21 protein-coding genes and 1 riboswitch are annotated in these 16912 nt (G+C 58.8%); of the genes, 8 read left to right on the forward strand and 13 right to left on the reverse strand.

From position 1 onward, the window contains the following. The first annotated feature begins 5 nt into the window (after positions 1-5). Both ACR0B5_RS09545 and ACR0B5_RS09550 read left to right on the forward strand, forming a co-directional pair. Positions 6-797 (forward strand): enoyl-ACP reductase FabI, encoded by a 792-nt coding sequence (locus tag ACR0B5_RS09545; RefSeq protein WP_170377661.1) that lies wholly within the window; start codon positions 6-8, stop codon positions 795-797. Between the two features lie 59 nt (positions 798-856). Next, positions 857-1036: a hypothetical protein gene (locus ACR0B5_RS09550; protein WP_480540143.1), complete on the forward strand. Its 180-nt coding sequence runs from the start codon at positions 857-859 to the stop codon at positions 1034-1036. 12 nt (positions 1037-1048) lie between these two features. Here the strand turns inward: ACR0B5_RS09550 and ACR0B5_RS09555 are convergent, their stop codons facing one another. After that, complete coding sequence (locus tag ACR0B5_RS09555) at positions 1049-1477, reverse strand: FKBP-type peptidyl-prolyl cis-trans isomerase (protein ID WP_480540144.1); 429 nt, start codon at positions 1475-1477, stop codon at positions 1049-1051. Between the two features lie 249 nt (positions 1478-1726). Next, positions 1727-1928, forward strand: a riboswitch (cobalamin riboswitch). Positions 1929-2056: 128 nt separating this feature from the next. Between ACR0B5_RS09555 and ACR0B5_RS09560 the strand changes: the two genes are divergently transcribed. The 5 genes from ACR0B5_RS09560 to ACR0B5_RS09580 are packed head-to-tail and all read left to right on the forward strand — an operon-like array spanning position 2057 to position 5464. Then, a complete protein-coding gene (locus tag ACR0B5_RS09560) occupies positions 2057-2842 on the forward strand; it encodes a DUF4198 domain-containing protein (protein ID WP_480540145.1) in 786 nt (261 codons plus the stop codon). A 6-nt stretch (positions 2843-2848) separates the two neighbouring features. Then, complete coding sequence (cbiM, locus tag ACR0B5_RS09565) at positions 2849-3460, forward strand: cobalt transporter CbiM (protein WP_170477725.1); 612 nt, start codon at positions 2849-2851, stop codon at positions 3458-3460. After that, the gene (locus ACR0B5_RS09570; protein WP_480540146.1) at positions 3457-4035 is read left to right on the forward strand and encodes a cobalt ABC transporter permease; all 579 of its coding nucleotides are present in this window, start codon (positions 3457-3459) and stop codon (positions 4033-4035) included. The genes cbiM and ACR0B5_RS09570 overlap by 4 nt, the downstream gene beginning before the upstream one ends. Then, entirely contained in the window at positions 4035-4817 is a 783-nt protein-coding gene (gene cbiQ, locus ACR0B5_RS09575) for a cobalt ECF transporter T component CbiQ (protein WP_480540147.1), read from the forward strand. The genes ACR0B5_RS09570 and cbiQ overlap by 1 nt, the downstream gene beginning before the upstream one ends. Further along, positions 4814-5464 (forward strand): energy-coupling factor ABC transporter ATP-binding protein, encoded by a 651-nt coding sequence (locus tag ACR0B5_RS09580; protein ID WP_475218683.1) that lies wholly within the window; start codon positions 4814-4816, stop codon positions 5462-5464. The genes cbiQ and ACR0B5_RS09580 overlap by 4 nt, the downstream gene beginning before the upstream one ends. Positions 5465-5569: 105 nt before the next feature. On the opposite strand, the gene rplQ is transcribed toward ACR0B5_RS09580, so the two are convergent. The 12 genes from rplQ to dgcN form a co-directional block, all read right to left on the reverse strand. Beyond that, positions 5570-5989: a 50S ribosomal protein L17 gene (gene rplQ, locus ACR0B5_RS09585; protein WP_170334079.1), complete on the reverse strand. Its 420-nt coding sequence runs from the start codon at positions 5987-5989 to the stop codon at positions 5570-5572. A gap of 118 nt (positions 5990-6107) precedes the next feature. Next, complete coding sequence (locus ACR0B5_RS09590; protein ID WP_170377644.1) at positions 6108-7124, reverse strand: DNA-directed RNA polymerase subunit alpha; 1017 nt, start codon at positions 7122-7124, stop codon at positions 6108-6110. A 114-nt stretch (positions 7125-7238) separates the two neighbouring features. Then, a complete protein-coding gene (gene rpsK, locus ACR0B5_RS09595; protein ID WP_008757289.1) occupies positions 7239-7628 on the reverse strand; it encodes a 30S ribosomal protein S11 in 390 nt (129 codons plus the stop codon). Between the two features lie 15 nt (positions 7629-7643). Continuing rightward, the gene (rpsM, locus tag ACR0B5_RS09600) at positions 7644-8012 is read right to left on the reverse strand and encodes a 30S ribosomal protein S13 (RefSeq protein WP_170377641.1); all 369 of its coding nucleotides are present in this window, start codon (positions 8010-8012) and stop codon (positions 7644-7646) included. A gap of 208 nt (positions 8013-8220) precedes the next feature. After that, positions 8221-9237 carry a DUF1254 domain-containing protein gene (locus tag ACR0B5_RS09605; RefSeq protein WP_480540148.1) on the reverse strand — a complete coding sequence of 339 codons (1017 nt, stop codon included), beginning with the start codon at positions 9235-9237 and terminating at the stop codon, positions 8221-8223. A 79-nt stretch (positions 9238-9316) separates the two neighbouring features. Further along, positions 9317-9961, reverse strand: coding sequence for an adenylate kinase (locus ACR0B5_RS09610; protein ID WP_170377639.1), 645 nt, complete (start codon positions 9959-9961; stop codon positions 9317-9319). Further along, on the reverse strand, positions 9958-11322 hold the full coding sequence (gene secY / locus ACR0B5_RS09615; protein WP_170665849.1) for a preprotein translocase subunit SecY: 1365 nt from the start codon (positions 11320-11322) through the stop codon (positions 9958-9960). Before secY ends, ACR0B5_RS09610 begins: the two co-directional genes overlap by 4 nt. 109 nt (positions 11323-11431) lie before the next feature. After that, positions 11432-11905, reverse strand: coding sequence for a 50S ribosomal protein L15 (rplO, locus tag ACR0B5_RS09620; protein WP_170377635.1), 474 nt, complete (start codon positions 11903-11905; stop codon positions 11432-11434). A gap of 206 nt (positions 11906-12111) precedes the next feature. Continuing rightward, entirely contained in the window at positions 12112-12327 is a 216-nt protein-coding gene (locus tag ACR0B5_RS09625) for a DUF1127 domain-containing protein (protein WP_170472137.1), read from the reverse strand. 389 nt (positions 12328-12716) lie between these two features. Continuing rightward, positions 12717-13577, reverse strand: coding sequence for a D-amino-acid transaminase (locus tag ACR0B5_RS09630; RefSeq protein ID WP_480540149.1), 861 nt, complete (start codon positions 13575-13577; stop codon positions 12717-12719). A gap of 10 nt (positions 13578-13587) precedes the next feature. Further along, complete coding sequence (gene dgcA, locus ACR0B5_RS09635) at positions 13588-14553, reverse strand: N-acetyl-D-Glu racemase DgcA (RefSeq protein ID WP_170640515.1); 966 nt, start codon at positions 14551-14553, stop codon at positions 13588-13590. 66 nt (positions 14554-14619) lie between these two features. After that, the gene (gene dgcN, locus ACR0B5_RS09640) at positions 14620-15621 is read right to left on the reverse strand and encodes an N-acetyltransferase DgcN (protein ID WP_170640517.1); all 1002 of its coding nucleotides are present in this window, start codon (positions 15619-15621) and stop codon (positions 14620-14622) included. 296 nt (positions 15622-15917) lie between these two features. Between dgcN and ACR0B5_RS09645 the strand changes: the two genes are divergently transcribed. Beyond that, positions 15918-16880, forward strand: coding sequence for an L-malyl-CoA/beta-methylmalyl-CoA lyase (locus tag ACR0B5_RS09645; RefSeq protein WP_170555683.1), 963 nt, complete (start codon positions 15918-15920; stop codon positions 16878-16880). Positions 16881-16912 lie beyond the last annotated feature (32 nt).

Here is a 16912-nt window from a genome sequence, read left to right on the forward strand (position 1 = left end):
ACGAGATGTCGGAAGTTCTAAAAGGGAAACGCGGCCTGATCATGGGTGTCGCCAATGACCGGTCGATTGCCTGGGGTATCTCGAAAGCGATGCATGAAGCAGGGGCTGAGCTGGCTTTCACCTATCAGGGCGACGCGTTCGGGAAGCGTCTGCAGCCATTGGCCGAAAGCCTCGGCAGCGACTTCATGGTGGATGCGGATGTCACCGATGACGCCTCGCTGGACCGCGCCTTTGGCGAGTTGGGCGAACGCTGGCCAACCATCGACTTTGTCGTTCACGCGATTGCCTATTCGGACAAGAACGAGCTGACAGGCCGGTTTCTGAACACCACAAGGGCCAATTTCAAGCACTCGATGGATGTGTCGGCCTACTCTTTCATCGAGGTCGCCCGTCGCGCCTATCCGCTGATGAAGGACAATGGTGGCTCGCTGCTGACGCTGACCTACCAAGGCTCGAATCGTGTAGTTCCGAATTACAACGTCATGGGCGTTGCCAAAGCCGCGCTGGAATCGGCGACACGGTATCTGGCCAACGACCTCGGCCCCGAAGGCATCCGTGTGAACGCAATCTCGCCCGGTCCGATGAAGACCCTGGCCGGGGCGGCAATCGGCGGTGCGCGCAAGACCTACAAGTTCTGCGACCAAAATGCACCCATGCGCTCGAACGCTACGCTGGAGGCCGTTGGCGGCACGGCGGTTTACCTGACCTCAGACGCGGGGGCCTGCACCTCGGGCGAGATCATCCGGGTGGATGGCGGTTTCCACGTGCTCGGAATGCCACAGCCGGATTTCATGTGACCATATCTTTCCCAGACGCCGCCAAGATTTGACCATCTTTCGGCGTCAGGGATATGGGCATGAGCAAAACTGACCAGATCCTTGCCAGCAATACGCGTGGCACCCAGACCAAACGGAAGTCGGGGTTCCTAAGCCCCCGCGCCCGTGTTCTGCTTTTGACGCTGACCACATTGCTGGTGTTGTTCGTGTTCTTCACGCAACCGCAAGTCCGTGCAGCGCTTGACGGGCTTTGGGGCTAGAACCCCAAGCCTTTAGCTCACCGAGACAACCTCGATATCGAAAATCAAATCCTGCCCAGCCAGCGGGTGATTGGCGTCCAGCGTCACCGTGGCCTCGTTCGCCTCTACAACCGTTACCGGCAGCGCCTGACCGTCCGGGGTCTGCATCTGCAACTGGGTTCCCGGCTCTAGTGGGATATCATCCGGAATACCCTCACGCGGGATGTCCTGCCGCATCGCCGGGTTGATCGGGCCATAAGCGTCGACACAGGCAATCTCGACCCGCTTCTTGTCACCAACCGCCAGTCCTGGCATCGCACTGTCCAGGCCGGGTATGATCTGGCCCGAACCAACCACGAACTCTAACGGATCGCGCCCGTCTGAGCTGTCAAACACGGTCTCGTCCAGCAGCGTGCCAGTATAGTGGATGCGAACGGTGTCGCCTTGTTTGATCTCAGACATTGGGCCTCCGGGGCTTGTGGGAAATTAGGCGCCGAACACAAGCGCGCTACGCCGGAGTCTGACGCAGCGCAGGATGCATCCATCTGATTCTGATGTCCAGATTACGTTGCAAGCGCGCGCATTCTCTGGTCGTCGCTTGCACGCGTGCCTGCAATGCCCAGTGGGCAGAACGGTAACATCCCATCCTATCGACAAGATGTTATCGCTACAGTCTTAAATAGAGATTGACCGATGATGGGAATCTCTGCCATCAGCGTCCTCATGTCCGGTTCCGGGTTCGCCCGGAGAAAAGGGAATGCGGTGCGGGGAATTCTGATCCACCCAATGCCGCAACTGCCCCCGCAACTGTAGGCGGTGAGCAGGGCTGACACGCCACTGGGTTCCACCCGGGAAGGCCAGCCCGATGCTTTGACCCGCAAGTCAGGAGACCTGCCGGATATGCACCCTCGGAAGGGGTGTGTCACCGATGCCGGGGTGTGCATCGGGCCGATGCCCTCATTTCGGGTACATGGTCTCGTTCGCCCCGATATCAAGCAAGAAACGTGCCGGGGTTGGCACGAAGGACGAAGGAAAGACCTTGTGAAGAAACTATTTTGCACGGCTGCGGCTGCGCTGGCGATTCCAGCGATGGCACAGGCGCATTTTCTGCTGGAATACACCACCGACACGCTGATCGAGGCACCGGGCGACGTGCCGGTCAAGCTGATCTTCTGGCACCCGTTTGAAAACGGCCATGTCATGGATCTGGAAAAGCCGCAGGAATTCTACGTGATCCACAATGGCGAAAAGACCGACCTGTTGGACACGCTGGAACCCATCCGCTTCTCAAGCCCTGAAAACGAAGGCGCGGCCTTTCAGGGATCTGTTCCGGTCAAGCGTTCTGGCGACTACGTGATGGTCACGGTGCCTCAGCCCTACTACGAAGAGGCCGAGGATATTTATATCCAGCAGATCACCAAGGCGTTCCTAAACCGCAACGAACTGCCGACCGACTGGATGAACCCCGCAGGTCTGGCGACCGAGATCGTGCCGCTGAACAAGCCCTACAACATCATCGCTGGCTCGACCTTCACCGGTCAGGTTCTGGCAAATGGCGAACCGGTTGCCGGCGCTGAGATCGAGATCGAATACATGGCCGCCAAGCCCAGTTTTGACAACCAAGCCTCGTCCGAGCCTACCGTTTCGCCGATGCCGGGTGGTGCTGTTGTCGCAATTTCTGACGCCAATGGCTATTTTTCCTTCGGTGTGCCGAAAGCTGGTTACTGGGGCTTTGCCGCCCTCGGTGCTGGTCCTGAAACCGAACATGAAGGCAAAGAGCTGAGCCAGGACGCGGTGATTTGGATCCGCGCCTGGGACATGGAGTAACCCCCGATGCACATCGTCGACGGAGCCCTGTCCAACCCGGTCGTCATCGGCGGAGCCGTTGCCGCCGCTGGTGGGGTCGCAATGGGCCTCAGGTCGCTGGATCTGGACCGCATCCCCACAGCAGGGGTGCTGGCGGCCAGTTTCTTCGTGGCCTCGCTGATCCATGTTCCGATCGGGCCGTCGTCGGTGCATCTGATCCTCAACGGTCTGGCCGGGCTGCTGCTCGGCTGGGCCGCCTTCCCGGCCCTGTTTGTGGGCCTGCTCCTGCAAGCCGTTTTCTTCGGCTTCGGCGGGCTGACGGTACTGGGGATCAACACGCTCAACATCGCCTTTCCGGCCGTACTGGCGGGGCTGCTGTTCCGACCCCTGATCGGTCGCGGCTCACCTGTTCATGGCGCGATCTGGGGCGGCATAGGCGGCGCCTTTGCCATTGCGGCCACGACCGTCATGGTGGGCATCTCACTGGCCCTGTCAGGGGACGAATTCCTCCCCGCTGCCAAGCTGGTCTTCTTTGCGCATATCCCCGTGATGATCATCGAGGCCGTTCTGACCGGATTTGCCGTTCTACTGGCACGAAAAGTCAAACCTGAACTGTTCCTGACAAGGCCCGCCACATGAGAAAGATTGCCCTCATCCTGGCCCTATGCGCGGCCCCTCTGCCCGCGTTGGCCCACAAGGTGATTGCCGGTGTTTTTGCATCCAGCGATGCGATCGAAGGGGAAATCGGCTTCTCCAACGGCACCATGGCGACCGATACCGAGGTTGTCGTGACCGATCCAAACGGGGTCGAGCTGGGCCGGGCCACGACCAACGCAGACGGGTTCTTCATCTACACGCCCACCACAGCCGTCGCCCATACCTTCTTTGCCGACCTCGGCGCCGGTCACGTGGCCGAGGTCACCATGCCCGCCGATGACGTTGCCAAGATCATGGGCGTCGCCATCAAGAACAAGCCTGCAGCGTCACCCACGCCTACGCCCTCCTCGGAGGGCGTCACAGTGGCCTCTCTCAGTGATAAGGAGCGTCAAGCTATCGCAGCAGCCGTTCGTGACGAAATACGCCCCCTGCGCCGGGAAATCGCCGCCTATCGCGAACATAACGACCTCCAGACCATTCTGGGCGGCATCGGATACATCTTTGGCCTCTTCGGGCTGGGCTTCTACCTCGCGGCGCGGAGGAAACTCGCAGGCTGATGGCACACGTACTGGAACCACAGGAACGGACGCTGGCCGAGGCTGGCACGATCGGTCAACAAGGGTTGATTACCTCGCTTGATCCGCGCGTGCGCATCGTCATGTCTGTTTTGTTTGCGGTCGTTGTGGTCTCCCTATCCTCCCTGCCCGCGCTTGCGGCGGCGTTGATGATCGCGCTGGCTCTACTGGTGCTATCCCGACTGCCTTGGCGCAAAACGCTCAAGCGGATGGCGATGATGGACAGTTTCATCATCTTCATGCTGGTCCTCCTGCCCTTCACGATGCCCGGCGACCCGATGTTTACCATCTGGGGGTTTCCAGCCAGCTGGCAGGGGCTCTGGAAAGCTGTGGAAATCGCGCTGACCGCCAACGCCGTGATCCTGACCGTAATGGTTCTGGTCGGCACAATGGAGCCTGTCACTCTGGGCCACGCCCTGCACCGGCTGCGCTGCCCGGAAACACTCGTGCATCTTTTGATGTTCACCATCCGCTACATCGATGTCCTACATGAGGAATATCAACGCCTCCGCGCCGCGATGAAAGTCCGAGGCTTCCGCCCCGGCACCAACTGGCACACCTACCGTAGCTTCGGCTACCTGGTCGGGATGATGCTGGTCCGGGCAATCGAACGGTCCGAGCGCATCCTCGGCGCGATGAAATGTCGGGGGTTTTCAGGCAAGATGCTGTTGCTGCAAGACTATAGCCTGACCCGCCGGGATATTGTCTTTGCTGCCGGGTTTGGAGGCCTCTGCCTCGCCCTGATCCTAGTGGAATTCGCATGACACTCATCGCGCTGGACGACATCTGCTTTGCCTATCCCGGACAAGCACCGGTTCTGAACGGCGCAAACCTGCGGCTGGAGCCCGGACAACGCCTGTCACTGACCGGCCCGAACGGGGCCGGGAAATCCACGCTTCTACGTATCACACTTGGTCTGCAGCGACCGTCCTCGGGTATGGTGACCGTCTTTGGCAAACCAAGGCAGGCCGAGGCCGATTTCCATGACGTGCGCCGCCATATCGGCCTTGTCTTTCAGGACCCCGACGACCAGTTGTTCTGCCCCACTGTGGCCGAGGACATTGCCTTTGGTCCACTGAACCTCGGCAAGACGCGCGACGAGGCCTTGGCAATCGTGGATCGCGTTCTCCGCGATCTCGACCTCATGCATCTTAAGGAACGAACCACGCATAAACTGTCAGGCGGGGAAAAGCGTCTGATCACGCTGGCAACGGTTCTGGCTATGGAGCCACAGGCCCTGCTGCTGGATGAGCCGACCAATGCGCTGGACACTAAAAACGAGGCGCGGTTGCTCGAAATCCTGCAATCTCTGCCTCAAGCTATCCTACTGGTCAGCCATTCTCCTGCATTTCGCGATGCGCTTGCCCCGGACAGGCTGGAATTGCGAGACGGCAAGCTGGTCGCTGTATGAGAAAGCCTATTTTGGTCGCGCCGATGCAAGCAGTTTGCAAATGCGCAAAACAAAAAAACCCCGCGTCGAGGACACGGAGTTCTTTTTTGAAAGCTGTAGGCTTTCTTATTCTTCTGCGGCCTCTTCGGCTGCAACGCGGGCTTTGTCAGCCGCGCCTTTGGCGTCGACGTCACGATCAACGAATTCGATGATCGCCATCGGGGCCATGTCGCCATAGCGGAAGCCAGCTTTCAGGATGCGGACATAACCGCCCTGACGCTCCGCGTAACGGGGGCCCAGAACTTCGAACAGCTTTGCGACGTCTTTGTCTTCTTTCAGCTGTGCTGCGGCCTGACGACGAGCGTGCAGGTCGCCGCGCTTGCCCAGAGTGACCAGCTTTTCGATGATCGGGCGCAGTTCTTTTGCCTTGGGCAGAGTTGTTTTGATTTGCTCATGCTCGATGAGCGAGCCTGCCATGTTTGCAAACAGAGCTTTGCGGTGCTCATGAGTACGGTTCAGGCGGCGGTAACCACGTGCGTGACGCATTTTTCAGTTCCTATCTTGCGTTTTGCTTTGTCTGGCCGGCGATGCGTGTCACCGGCTCTCCTTGGGGCGGAAGTGCCCGTATTGTCCCCGGAAATCCCGGGCATTTGGGAAGACGCGCTTAAAACGCGTCTTCGAATTTCTTCGCCAGATCTTCGATGTTGTCGGGCGGCCAATCCTCGACATCCATGCCGAGGTGCAGACCCATGCCGGACAGCACTTCTTTGATCTCGTTCAGCGACTTTCGGCCGAAGTTCGGAGTGCGGAGCATCTCGGCTTCGGTCTTCTGGATCAGGTCGCCGATGTAAACGATGTTGTCGTTCTTCAGGCAGTTTGCCGAACGGACCGACAGCTCCAGCTCGTCGACTTTTTTCAGCAGCAGCGGGTTGAACTCCAGACCATCGTCTTCGTCCTGGCGGCCAGCCGATTCCGGCTCGTCGAAGTTGACGAAAATCGACAGCTGATCCTGCAGGATACGAGCCGCATAGGCCAGCGCGTCTTCCGGCGTGATCGAACCGTCGGTTTCGATCTTCAGGGTCAGCTTGTCATAGTCCAGAACCTGACCTTCACGGGTCGGCTGAACGTCATAGGCAACCTTTTTGACCGGCGAGTAGATCGCGTCGATCGGGATCAGGCCGATGGGTGCATCTTCCGGCTTGTTCTTCTCAGCTGAGACGTAACCCTTGCCGGTGTTGACGGTCAGCTCCATGAACAGGTCGGCGCCATCGTCCAGGTGGCAGATGACGTGATCGCGGTTCAGGACCTCAATGCCAGCGCTTTCGCTGATGTCACCAGCGGTCACAACTGCGGGGCCTTTGGCATTGATCGACAGGCGCTTGGGGCCTTCGACTTCCATGCGCAGCGACACGCCTTTGAGGTTCAGGATGATGTCGGTGACGTCTTCACGTACGCCCGCAACCGAGGAGAACTCGTGCAGGACGTTGTCGATTTGAACGCTGGTGATGGCCGCGCCTTGCAGCGAGCTCATCAGAACGCGGCGCAGCGCGTTGCCCAGGGTCAGACCAAAGCCACGCTCCAGCGGCTCAGCAACCAGGGTCGCCTGACGCGCAGGGTCGTTGCCCGGCTTACCGTCCAGCTGGGTCGGCTTGATCAATTCTGCCCAATTCTTGTGGATCATGTAATCCCTCCATTCCTGTCCGCGCCCCATGACCAACAAGGTGCAGACGCCCGAGGTTCAAAATGACGTGCTGGGGCCGTGCAAAAACACAGCCCCAGCCAAATTCAAAATCGCTTAGACGCGGCGGCGCTTCGGCGGGCGGCAGCCGTTGTGAGCGATCGGAGTCACGTCACGGATCGACGTGATGTTGAAGCCCACGGCAGCCAGCGCACGCAGAGCCGATTCACGACCCGAACCGGGGCCCTGAACTTCGACTTCCAGCGTCTTGACGCCATGTTCCTGCGCCTTCTTGCCTGCATCTTCTGCAGCCATCTGAGCGGCGTAGGGTGTCGATTTCCGCGACCCTTTGAAGCCCATGGTACCGGCAGACGACCACGAAATGGCGTTGCCCTGCACGTCCGAGATCAGGATCTTGGTGTTGTTGAAGGTCGAGTTCACATGGGCGACGCCCGATGCGATGTTCTTACGCTCTTTGCGCTTAACGCGAGTCTTATCACGTGCCATCAGTCAGACCCTCCCTTATTTCTTCTTACCAGCGATGGCCTTTGCGGGGCCTTTGCGGGTACGAGCGTTGGTGTGGGTGCGCTGACCGCGAACCGGCAGGTTGCGGCGGTGACGCAGACCGCGGTAGCAGCCCAGGTCCATCAGGCGCTTGACGTTCATTTGAACTTCACGACGCAGGTCACCTTCGACGGTGAAGTTTTCGTCGATGAATTCACGGATCTTCAGAACTTCAGCGTCGGACAATTCGTTGACGCGACGGGTCGCTTCAATGCCCACGGCTTCGCAGATCGCTTTGGCCGAGGTGTTGCCGATTCCGGTGATATATGTGAGGGCGATTGGTACCCGCTTTGCAGTCGGGATGTTTACGCCGGCAATACGTGCCACGTGTCACTTTCCTTTTCGTTGCGGTTCCGTAACTCCAGAACCTTTTTTCACAACGCCTAACCGTGGCAGTGTCGCCAGAGGGCTCAGCATTTTATGATATGATCATGTGAACGGAATACCCGCGCACAATTCGATTCTCTTCCGAGATAGCGTCAATTAGTGTCGCGCGACCCGCGCGTCAAGCGCAGATCGCATATTGATCCCGAATTCACTCCGCAGGCTCGATTTCGGGGAAGGTCCAGGTCCCGTCAATCACTTCGGGCGCGGGCTGGTAGAGACGTACAGTATAGTTCCATCCCTCCGTGATCGGCAGGCAATTCACACGGCCGTCGTCGCAACCACCGAAATGCACCGTCATCGATCCATCCGGATTGCTGTCGCCCGTCACAGAGTTGATCACGTAGACACCCAGATCATTCTCTTCAAAGAATCCCGCCGCGCTATACAGGCTGACCGACCAGAACGCGTCAACCGGAACCTCGGCAGGAACCTTGAGCTTGTACGCCCCCAGTTCCAGCCCCGGTTCGACGTTCAGATAGAAGGCCTGTGCCTCTGGCAAGCCACCCCAACCGAACGCTGTTCCCAGCAGGTGGCGCACAGGGTCAACCGCCTCTTTCGAACCGAATGTGCCAGTACTATCTGGCAAGAAACGGGCAAGCTCCAACGCGGCGCTCAACACCTCTTCAAACGCATCCTTGTCGTAATGCGCTTCGTCAAAGGGACGCGCGGAATTGGCCTGCAGCGTGACCCCATCCTGCAATGCGGTCACTGCGGCTATGTCTGCGGGGTCCTCCGAGTCGACGAGGTACCGAAACAACAGCGCAACGTAGGGCGTATCGAACTGCTCGACCGTCAGCTCATAAGTTCCACCGCCAAGGAACACGTCGTTGACGTAGTGATACTGATTGACAACCTGAACCGAGACATAGCGATCACCGGTCTCCGGCACGGTCAGCAAAGCGCCGTCCGAAATATCAACCACCGCCATGCTATAGAGCGTATCCCGGTTCATGCGGATCGTCGGTTGCATATCCAACGGTGTAGGCTCGCGCACATGAAACAGCGTGTTGACGCCGCCCGACTGCGCCAGATACTTCCGAAATTCGATATCTGTCGCCGCACGGACAAAGTTGTCGATGGTCACCGGCGTCGGTTCTGCACAAGCACCGATTGCTGCCATAGTCAGAGCGGACGTCATCGCGAGCGATTTAAGCGATAGACTCATAGCTATCTCCCAACAAAAAATGCGCGCGTTGGCCGAAGTGATACCTCGTCAAACGCACGCATTCAATTGTCGAGATGTGTTACCTTAGGGCAGCTTCGATCGCGCCCTGAACCTCTTCGATTTCGCCCAGACCGTTGATCTTGGTCAGTTGACCTTTGGCATAATAGTAGCCGATCAGCGGCGAGGTCTTCTTGTAGTACTCCATCAAGCGGGTCTTGAGGCTTTCCTCATTGTCATCCGCGCGGCGTTTAAAGTCATTCTCTTTGCCGCAATTGGAGCATTTGCCGTCCGCTGGAATTGGCTTGGTGATGTCGTTGTAGACCTCACCACAGCCGCCACATGTCGACCGCGCGGTGATCCGTTCGACCAGAGCGGCGTCGTCGACTTCCATCTCGATAACGGCGTCCAAGCTGTTGCCGGTGCTGTCCAGCAACTCACCCAGCGCGTCGGCCTGCGCCAATGTGCGCGGGAAGCCGTCAAAGATGAAACCGCCCTCTGCGCCTGCGTCCAGCTTTTCGCGGATCAGGCCGATCACGATCTCATCGGTCACAAGCTGCCCTTTGGCCATAACCTCGGCCACACGGTTGCCCATCTCGGTGCCGCTATCCTTGGCCTCGCGCAGCATATCACCAGTGCTAAGCTGCACCATACCGCGTGTTTCGACCAGATGACGCGCCTGGGTACCTTTACCGGCACCCGGGGGGCCAAGCAGAATGATATTCATCGACGAGCAGCTCCCTTTCTGCTGCGTTTCTTGCCTTTGCCGCGCAGTTGGGACTTTTCGATCAGCCCTTCATATTGGTGCGCCAGCAGGTGGCTCTGAACCTGTTGGATCGTGTCCATGGTTACAGAGACGATAATCAGAACCGAGGTGCCACCGAAGTAGAACGGGATGGCAAACTGGTTCCGAACGATTTCGGGCAGCAGACAGACCAGCGCGAGATAGGCCGAACCCAAAACCAGAACGCGGTTGACCACGTATTCCAGATACTCGGCAGTTTTCTTGCCGGGGCGGATGCCGGGCACGAAACCGTTCTGTTTCTTCAGGTTGTCGGCCACGTCATCCGGCTTGAAAGAGACGTTGAACGTATAGAAGTACGCGAAAAACACGATCATCGACGCGAAGAACAGCAGATAGAGCGGCTGTCCCGGGCCAAAGTTCGCCAGCAGCCACGACATGACCGGACCGTTGGCCGCACCCGACGAGAAGGTCGAGATCGTCACCGGCAGCAACAGCAGCGAGCTTGCAAAGATCGCAGGGATAACGCCCGACGGGTTGACCTTGACCGGCAGGTGGCTGGAGCCGCCTTCGTAAACCTTCATACCGGCCTGACGGCGCGGGTATTGAATGTGGATCTTGCGCAGGGCCCGTTCCATGAACACCACAAAGGTGATCACGACGATGACCATGAGGATTACACCAACGATCACGGCCGGGCTGATTGCGCCCGAACGACCCGAGGCAAAGAACTGAGCCAGAGCGGCCGGAACCTCGGCGATGATGCCGACGAAGATGATCAGAGAGATCCCGTTTCCGATGCCGCGCGCAGTGATCTGCTCACCCAGCCACATCAGGAACATGGTGCCGCCGACCAGAGTGATCATGGTCGACATGCGGAAGAACAGGCCCGGATCGGTCGCCAAATCACCCGATTCCAACGAAACGGCCAGACCATAGGCCTGCACGGTGGCCAGCGCCACAGTACCGAAACGAGTGTATTGGTTGATCTTCTTGCGGCCCTGCTCGCCCTCTTTCTTGAGTTGCTCGAGAGCGGGAACCATGGAAGTCAGCAGCTGCACGATGATCGAGGCAGAGATATAAGGCATGATGCCGAGGGCAAAGATACCCATCCGACCCAGCGCCCCGCCGGTGAACATCGAAACCATACCGCCGATGCCTTGCCCCGCTTGCTCCATGAATTCACGCAGCGCTTGTCCGTCGATTCCCGGCACCGGAATGAAGGTGCCAAGGCGATAAACGATCAACAAACCCAGTGTGAACAGGATGCGGTTGCGCAGATCGGTGGCTTTGCCAAGGGCAGACCAGCTTGTGTTGGCTGCCATTTGTTCTGCTGCTGATACCATAAATCGGTCTCTCTTATGAAAACACCGCCCAGAACCGTTTTCCGGCTCGGGCGGCGTCTGGGAAAACTTAGTGCTCTATGTAAGCGGGTCTTCGCCCGCTCACAAGCGCTTACTCTGCCGCAGCAGCTTTTGTGACCGTCAGTGAGCCGCCCGCTTTTTCAACTGCCTCAACGGCAGCTTTCGAAGCACCTGTAACTTCCAGGTTCAGTTTGGCGCTCACCTCGCCTTTGGCCAGAACGCGGATACCGTCCAGCTTGCGACGAACCAGACCCGAAGCAACCAGAGCGTCCTCGGTGATCGCAGCCTTGGCGTCCAGCTTACCGGCGTCGACGAATTTCTGGATCAGGCCCAAGTTGATAACGGCGAATTCCTTGCGGTTCGGCTTGTTGAAGCCACGCTTGGGAAGACGCTGGTACAGCGGCATCTGGCCGCCTTCGTAGCCGTTGATGGCCACACCCGAACGGGATTTCTGACCTTTGATACCACGGCCACCCATTTTACCCTTGCCGGAGCCCGGACCACGGCCAACGCGGGTCCGTTTCGGTGCGGCGCCTGGGTTATCGCGCAATTCGTTCAGTTTCATATCGCTTCTCCTAAGCCGGATGTGACCCCCGAAGCGTGATGGGCCAAACACGGCGTTTCTTGGTTTTGATTCTCGTGGACGCAATGCCACCGGGGCGCTCTACAGCTTTGTGACGTGCGTTGCAAGTGGCGCGTGGATGTGCAGCCCATCAAACGCAAAAGAGACGCCCAAAAGGACGCCTCTTCGCGTGTGAGTGGTGGGGTAGTTCAGGCGCAGTAAGCGTGCTTGTGCGCAATATCAGCGATATCGCAGCGACGGACTCCGATATCGTCCAGCTCGCGATTGCTGAGCCGCTGCAGTTCGGAGTAGGTCCGCTGGTATTCGGCAGCCCGAGCCCGCGCGACTTTGATGCGTTCAATAAGTGCGGAAACGCGTGCGCCGAAATTGAAGGTCGAGGGGGTGAGTGTTGCAGTATGTGCCATTTTCTTTCCTTTCAGACCGAGGCGTATTCCCCGGCAAATTTTGTGTTCCTTTTGGATACAGCGAGCAGATAGGAAGAGGTCGCGCGGCCAACAACGCCAGTTACGGTCTAGCCGCTATGCAAGGCGGACATATCCAACACTGACTTGAAGGCGATCGGCGAAAAAACCCCTGCAATGACCAGCCGACCTTGCTGACCGCGCAATTCGCGAAGGCTTACATGACCGCTGGACACTTCATGCGCGCGGGATAGCTGCAGAATGCAGGAAAATCGCGGATCGGGTCAGAACTCAGAGCAATTAAAGCTCTTGCACGGATTGGTTGGCCCGACCTACGGCCAACCAATGTGTATTATTCAGAACCTTACCCAAAAGGCCCTGATCCTGCGCGCTTAAATGGCTGCCTTGCGGCTTTCGTCCAGATAGATCTCGCGCAGACGTTTGGCGATTGGGCCGGGGGTGCCATCGCCCAGCGCCACGCCATCAATCTCAACCACTGGCATGACAAAGGCGCTGGCCGAGGTGGTGAAAGCCTCATCAGCCTCTTTCGCTTCGTCGATAGTGAACAGGCGTTCCTCGACCTCCATCTGCGCCTCGGCAGCCATGCGCAGAACGGCCTTGCGGGTGATACCGTGCAGGATTTCATTCGACAGCGGGCGGGTGACGATCTTACCGTTCTTTACGAAATAGGCGTTGTTGCTGGTGCCTTCGGTGACATAGCCATCCTCAATCATCCAGGCATCATCGCAGCCAGCAGCCTTGGCCATCATCTTGCCCATCGAGGGATAGAGCAATTGCGTGGTCTTGATGTCCCGACGACCCCAGCGGATATCCTCGATCGAGATGATCTTGGCGCCTTTTTGCGCCGCAGGGCTATCCGCCAATCCCGGCTTGTTCTGCGTGAACAGAACCAGCGTCGGTTTGGTGTCAGCGGAGGGGAACACAAAATCTCGGTCCCCATCGCTGCCGCGTGAGACCTGCAGATAGACCAGACCTTCGTCAATCTCGTTCAACTCAACCAGCTTGCGGTGGATCTCCAGCAGTTCATCCTTGGTGCAAGGCTCAGCCATCTGCAGCTCGTCCAAAGAACGTTTCAGGCGCACCGCGTGGCCTTCAAAGTCGATCAGCTTGCCATCCAGAACACTTGTCACCTCATAGACGGCATCTGCCATCAGGAAACCACGGTCAAAGATGGATACCTTGGCCTCGGTTTCGGGCAGGTATTCGCCATTCACGTAAACGGTGCGGGTCATGTCACTCTCCTCAGCCCCAAAGTTCCGCACTTGGCGGATGCACTCCGGCGTCGTCAAAAATAAGCGGGTTGGTGCGGTCTTCGGCCAACAGAAGCGGGCCGTCAAGGTCTGTCACCATCGCACCCTGCGCCAGCAATGTCGCAGGGGCCATGGCCAGAGAGCTGCCGACCATGCAGCCGACCATGACTTTGTAGCCCTCCGCCAACGCCGCCTCGCGCAGCAGCAAGGCCTCGGTCAGACCGCCGGTCTTGTCGAGCTTGATGTTCACCACATCATACTTGCCCTTCAATTTGGGCAGGCTGGTCCGGTCATGGCAGGATTCGTCTGCGCAGACAGGCACCGGACGTTCCATGCCAATCAGCGCGTCATCCTGGCCTGCGGGCAGCGGTTGTTCGACCAGTTCTACGCCCAGCCGCACCAGATGAGGTGCCAAATCCGCATAGACCTCAGCCGACCAACCTTCGTTGGCATCAACGATGATCTTGGATGTCGGCGCGCCTGCACGCACGGCCTCCAACCGGGGCATGTCGTCCGGGGTGCCCAGTTTGATCTTCAAAAGCGGGCGGTGCGCGTTTTCTGCCGCCTGCTTTTGCATCGCCTCGGGCGTCGCCAAAGACAGGGTATAGGCGGTTATTTCAGGCCCCGGAAGCGGCAGACCGGCCAAGTCCCAAGCGCGCTTGCCCGCACGTTTGCACTCCAAATCCCAAAGAGCGCAGTCCACGGCGTTCCGCGCGGCCCCGGCGGGCAGCAGGTCCATCAGCGATTGCCGCGTGAACTCGGCAGGCAGCGCCGCGATTTCAGCTTCGACCGACTCGAGCGTTTCGTCATAGCGCGCATAAGGCACGCATTCGCCCCAGCCCTGATGAGTTCCGTCCGAGACTCGAACCGTCAGAACTTTTGCTTCGGTCCGCGACCCGCGCGAGATGGTAAACACCTGCGCCAGCCGAAACACATCACGAGAGACCTCAACCTGCACGCGCCTGCTCCTTCATCTTTTCAAAAATACGCCCGCCGGAGGCGATCCTCCGGCGGGTTTCTTTGATCACAGAGCGGACAGAGCATCCACCAGTTTTCCGGCACCAAAGCGGTATGGGTCAGTGGTGGGCAGGCCCATCTCTTCCTCGACCTTGGCCAGATAGGCCTTGGCCTCGTCTTCGCTCAGGTGCTGAGTGTTGACCGAGATGCCGGCAACCTGGCAGGCAGGATTGCCAACCCGTGCCAGAGGCAGGGCGGTGTCGCGCAACTGCTGCAGCGTTGGCAGCGAATACTCGGGCAGGCCGCGCATATGGGTCCGGGTGGGTTCATGGCACAGGATCAGCACGTCGGGCTGACCGCCATGGACCAGAGCCATCGTGACGCCCGAATAGGACACGTGATACAACGAGCCCTGCCCCTCAATGTGATCCCAGTGATCGTCATCATTGTCGGGCGTCAGGTATTCGACAGCACCCGCCATGAAGTCCGCAACAACCGCATCGAGCGGAACACCTTGGCCGGTGATCAGAATACCGGTCTGGCCTGTGGCGCGGAAGGTGGATTTCATGCCGCGCTTGCGCATCTCGGCATCCATCGACATCGCCGTATACATCTTGCCCGCCGAGCAATCGGTGCCGACAGCCAGGCAACGCTTGCCGCTACGTTTCTTGCCGTTTGCGATGGGGTAGCCAACGGTCGGCACACGCACATCGTGCAGGGTGCAGCCGTGGGTTTGAGCAGCCGCAACCAGATCGCCTTCGTCCCGCAACAGGTTGTGCAGACCCGACGCGATGTCATAGCCCATTTCCAACGCCTCGATCAGAACGGTTTTCCAGGCCTCGCTGATCACGCCGCCACGGTTGGCAACACCGATCACCAACGTCTTCGCGCCGGCCTCTTTCGCCTCGGCCAAAGTCATGTCCGTCATACCCAGATCGGCCTTGCAGCCCTCCATGCGGTACTGGCCCACAGCGTTTTCCGGACGCCAGTCACGGATGCCGATGGCAACTTTGGCGGCCAACTGGTCGGGCGCATCGCCCAAAAACAACAGATACGGTGTCTCGATCATTGCGTCGCACTCCTTTGATTCCGCGCAAAGCTAGAGAACCACGAGAACGAGCGTTTCGCGAATTTTCGCCACGTAGACACCCTCGCCAAGATTTTTTCGCGCATTTTTGCATCTAATCGCAAAATTCTTCGAAGTTTTAAAACTGAACAATCTTCAAGCACTCGCAAACTGCACCTTGCGCAACAAATGCTGCGCTCGCATTGCCGCATCTGCACAATGACCCTTGCGCCGCATTGCGCAATTTAATATCCCGAACGAGAACCAAAACGTAACTTCATTACTCTTGCGAGGTCCCGATGAGTTTCCGCATCCAACCCGCCGCTCCGGCGCGGCCAAACCGTTGCCAGTTGTTCGGCCCCGGCTCGAACACCAAGCTGTTCCCGAAGATGGCGGCCTCTGCTGCGGATGTGATCAACCTGGATCTTGAGGATTCGGTTGCACCCTCTGACAAGGACGTCGCCCGCGCCAATGTCATCGAAGCGCTGAACTCCGTCAATTGGGGCAACAAATACATGTCCGTTCGGATCAACGGGCTGGATACGCCCTATTGGTACCGCGATGTGGTGGACCTACTGGAACAGGCCGGAGACCGCCTTGACCAGATCATGATCCCCAAGGTCGGCTGCGCGGCGGATGTCTACGCCGTCGACGCTCTGGTCACCGCAATTGAGCGCGCCAAGGGTCGGAGCAAGCCGATCTCGTTCGAGGTGATCATCGAATCCGCGGCCGGCATTGCCCATGTCGAGGAAATTGCAGCCTCATCGCCCCGGATGCAGGCGATGAGCCTGGGGGCTGCGGATTTCGCGGCGTCCATGGGCATGCAGACCACCGGAATCGGCGGCACGCAAGAGAACTACTACATGCTGCGCGAAGGTGAGAAGCATTGGTCGGACCCGTGGCATTGGGCGCAGGCGGCCATCGTCGCCGCGTGCCGCACCCATGGCGTTCTGCCAGTCGATGGGCCCTTTGGCGATTTCAGCGACGATGAGGGCTATATCGCGCAGGCCAAACGCTCGGCCACTTTGGGTATGGTCGGCAAATGGGCGATCCACCCCAAGCAGATCGCGCTGGCCAATCAGGTCTTCACTCCATCGGATGAGGCTGTCTCCGAGGCGCGCGAAATCCTGGCCGCGATGGAACAGGCCAAAGCCAATGGTGAAGGCGCGACAGTCTACAAAGGCCGTCTGGTCGACATCGCGTCGATCAAGCAGGCCGAGGTCATCGTGGCGCAATCCGAGCTGATCGCTGCGAACGGTTAAACTAAAAATGAAAGAGCGCCAATTTGGCGCTC

Source organism: Ruegeria sp. AG1 (assembly GCF_056541705.1).

Bases quoted from the DNA above. Each gene is read 5' to 3' on its own strand.
- ACR0B5_RS09545 (WP_170377661.1), top strand. From the start codon at position 6: ATGTCGGAAGTTCTAAAAGGGAAACGCGGCCTGATCATGGGTGTCGCC.
- ACR0B5_RS09580 (WP_475218683.1), top strand. From the start codon at position 4,814: ATGACACTCATCGCGCTGGACGACATCTGCTTTGCCTATCCCGGACAA.
- ACR0B5_RS09555 (WP_480540144.1), bottom strand. From the start codon at position 1,477: ATGTCTGAGATCAAACAAGGCGACACCGTTCGCATCCACTATACTGGC.
- ACR0B5_RS09550 (WP_480540143.1), top strand. From the start codon at position 857: ATGAGCAAAACTGACCAGATCCTTGCCAGCAATACGCGTGGCACCCAG.
- ACR0B5_RS09610 (WP_170377639.1), bottom strand. From the start codon at position 9,961: ATGAATATCATTCTGCTTGGCCCCCCGGGTGCCGGTAAAGGTACCCAG.
- cbiQ (WP_480540147.1), top strand. From the start codon at position 4,035: ATGGCACACGTACTGGAACCACAGGAACGGACGCTGGCCGAGGCTGGC.
- ACR0B5_RS09570 (WP_480540146.1), top strand. From the start codon at position 3,457: ATGAGAAAGATTGCCCTCATCCTGGCCCTATGCGCGGCCCCTCTGCCC.
- ACR0B5_RS09605 (WP_480540148.1), bottom strand. From the start codon at position 9,237: ATGAGTCTATCGCTTAAATCGCTCGCGATGACGTCCGCTCTGACTATG.
- dgcN (WP_170640517.1), bottom strand. From the start codon at position 15,621: ATGATCGAGACACCGTATCTGTTGTTTTTGGGCGATGCGCCCGACCAG.
- rpsK (WP_008757289.1), bottom strand. From the start codon at position 7,628: ATGGCACGTGATAAGACTCGCGTTAAGCGCAAAGAGCGTAAGAACATC.
- ACR0B5_RS09625 (WP_170472137.1), bottom strand. From the start codon at position 12,327: ATGGCACATACTGCAACACTCACCCCCTCGACCTTCAATTTCGGCGCA.
- ACR0B5_RS09645 (WP_170555683.1), top strand. From the start codon at position 15,918: ATGAGTTTCCGCATCCAACCCGCCGCTCCGGCGCGGCCAAACCGTTGC.
- rplQ (WP_170334079.1), bottom strand. From the start codon at position 5,989: ATGCGTCACGCACGTGGTTACCGCCGCCTGAACCGTACTCATGAGCAC.
- ACR0B5_RS09630 (WP_480540149.1), bottom strand. From the start codon at position 13,577: ATGACCCGCACCGTTTACGTGAATGGCGAATACCTGCCCGAAACCGAG.
- rplO (WP_170377635.1), bottom strand. From the start codon at position 11,905: ATGAAACTGAACGAATTGCGCGATAACCCAGGCGCCGCACCGAAACGG.
- secY (WP_170665849.1), bottom strand. From the start codon at position 11,322: ATGGTATCAGCAGCAGAACAAATGGCAGCCAACACAAGCTGGTCTGCC.
- cbiM (WP_170477725.1), top strand. From the start codon at position 2,849: ATGCACATCGTCGACGGAGCCCTGTCCAACCCGGTCGTCATCGGCGGA.
- ACR0B5_RS09590 (WP_170377644.1), bottom strand. From the start codon at position 7,124: ATGATCCACAAGAATTGGGCAGAATTGATCAAGCCGACCCAGCTGGAC.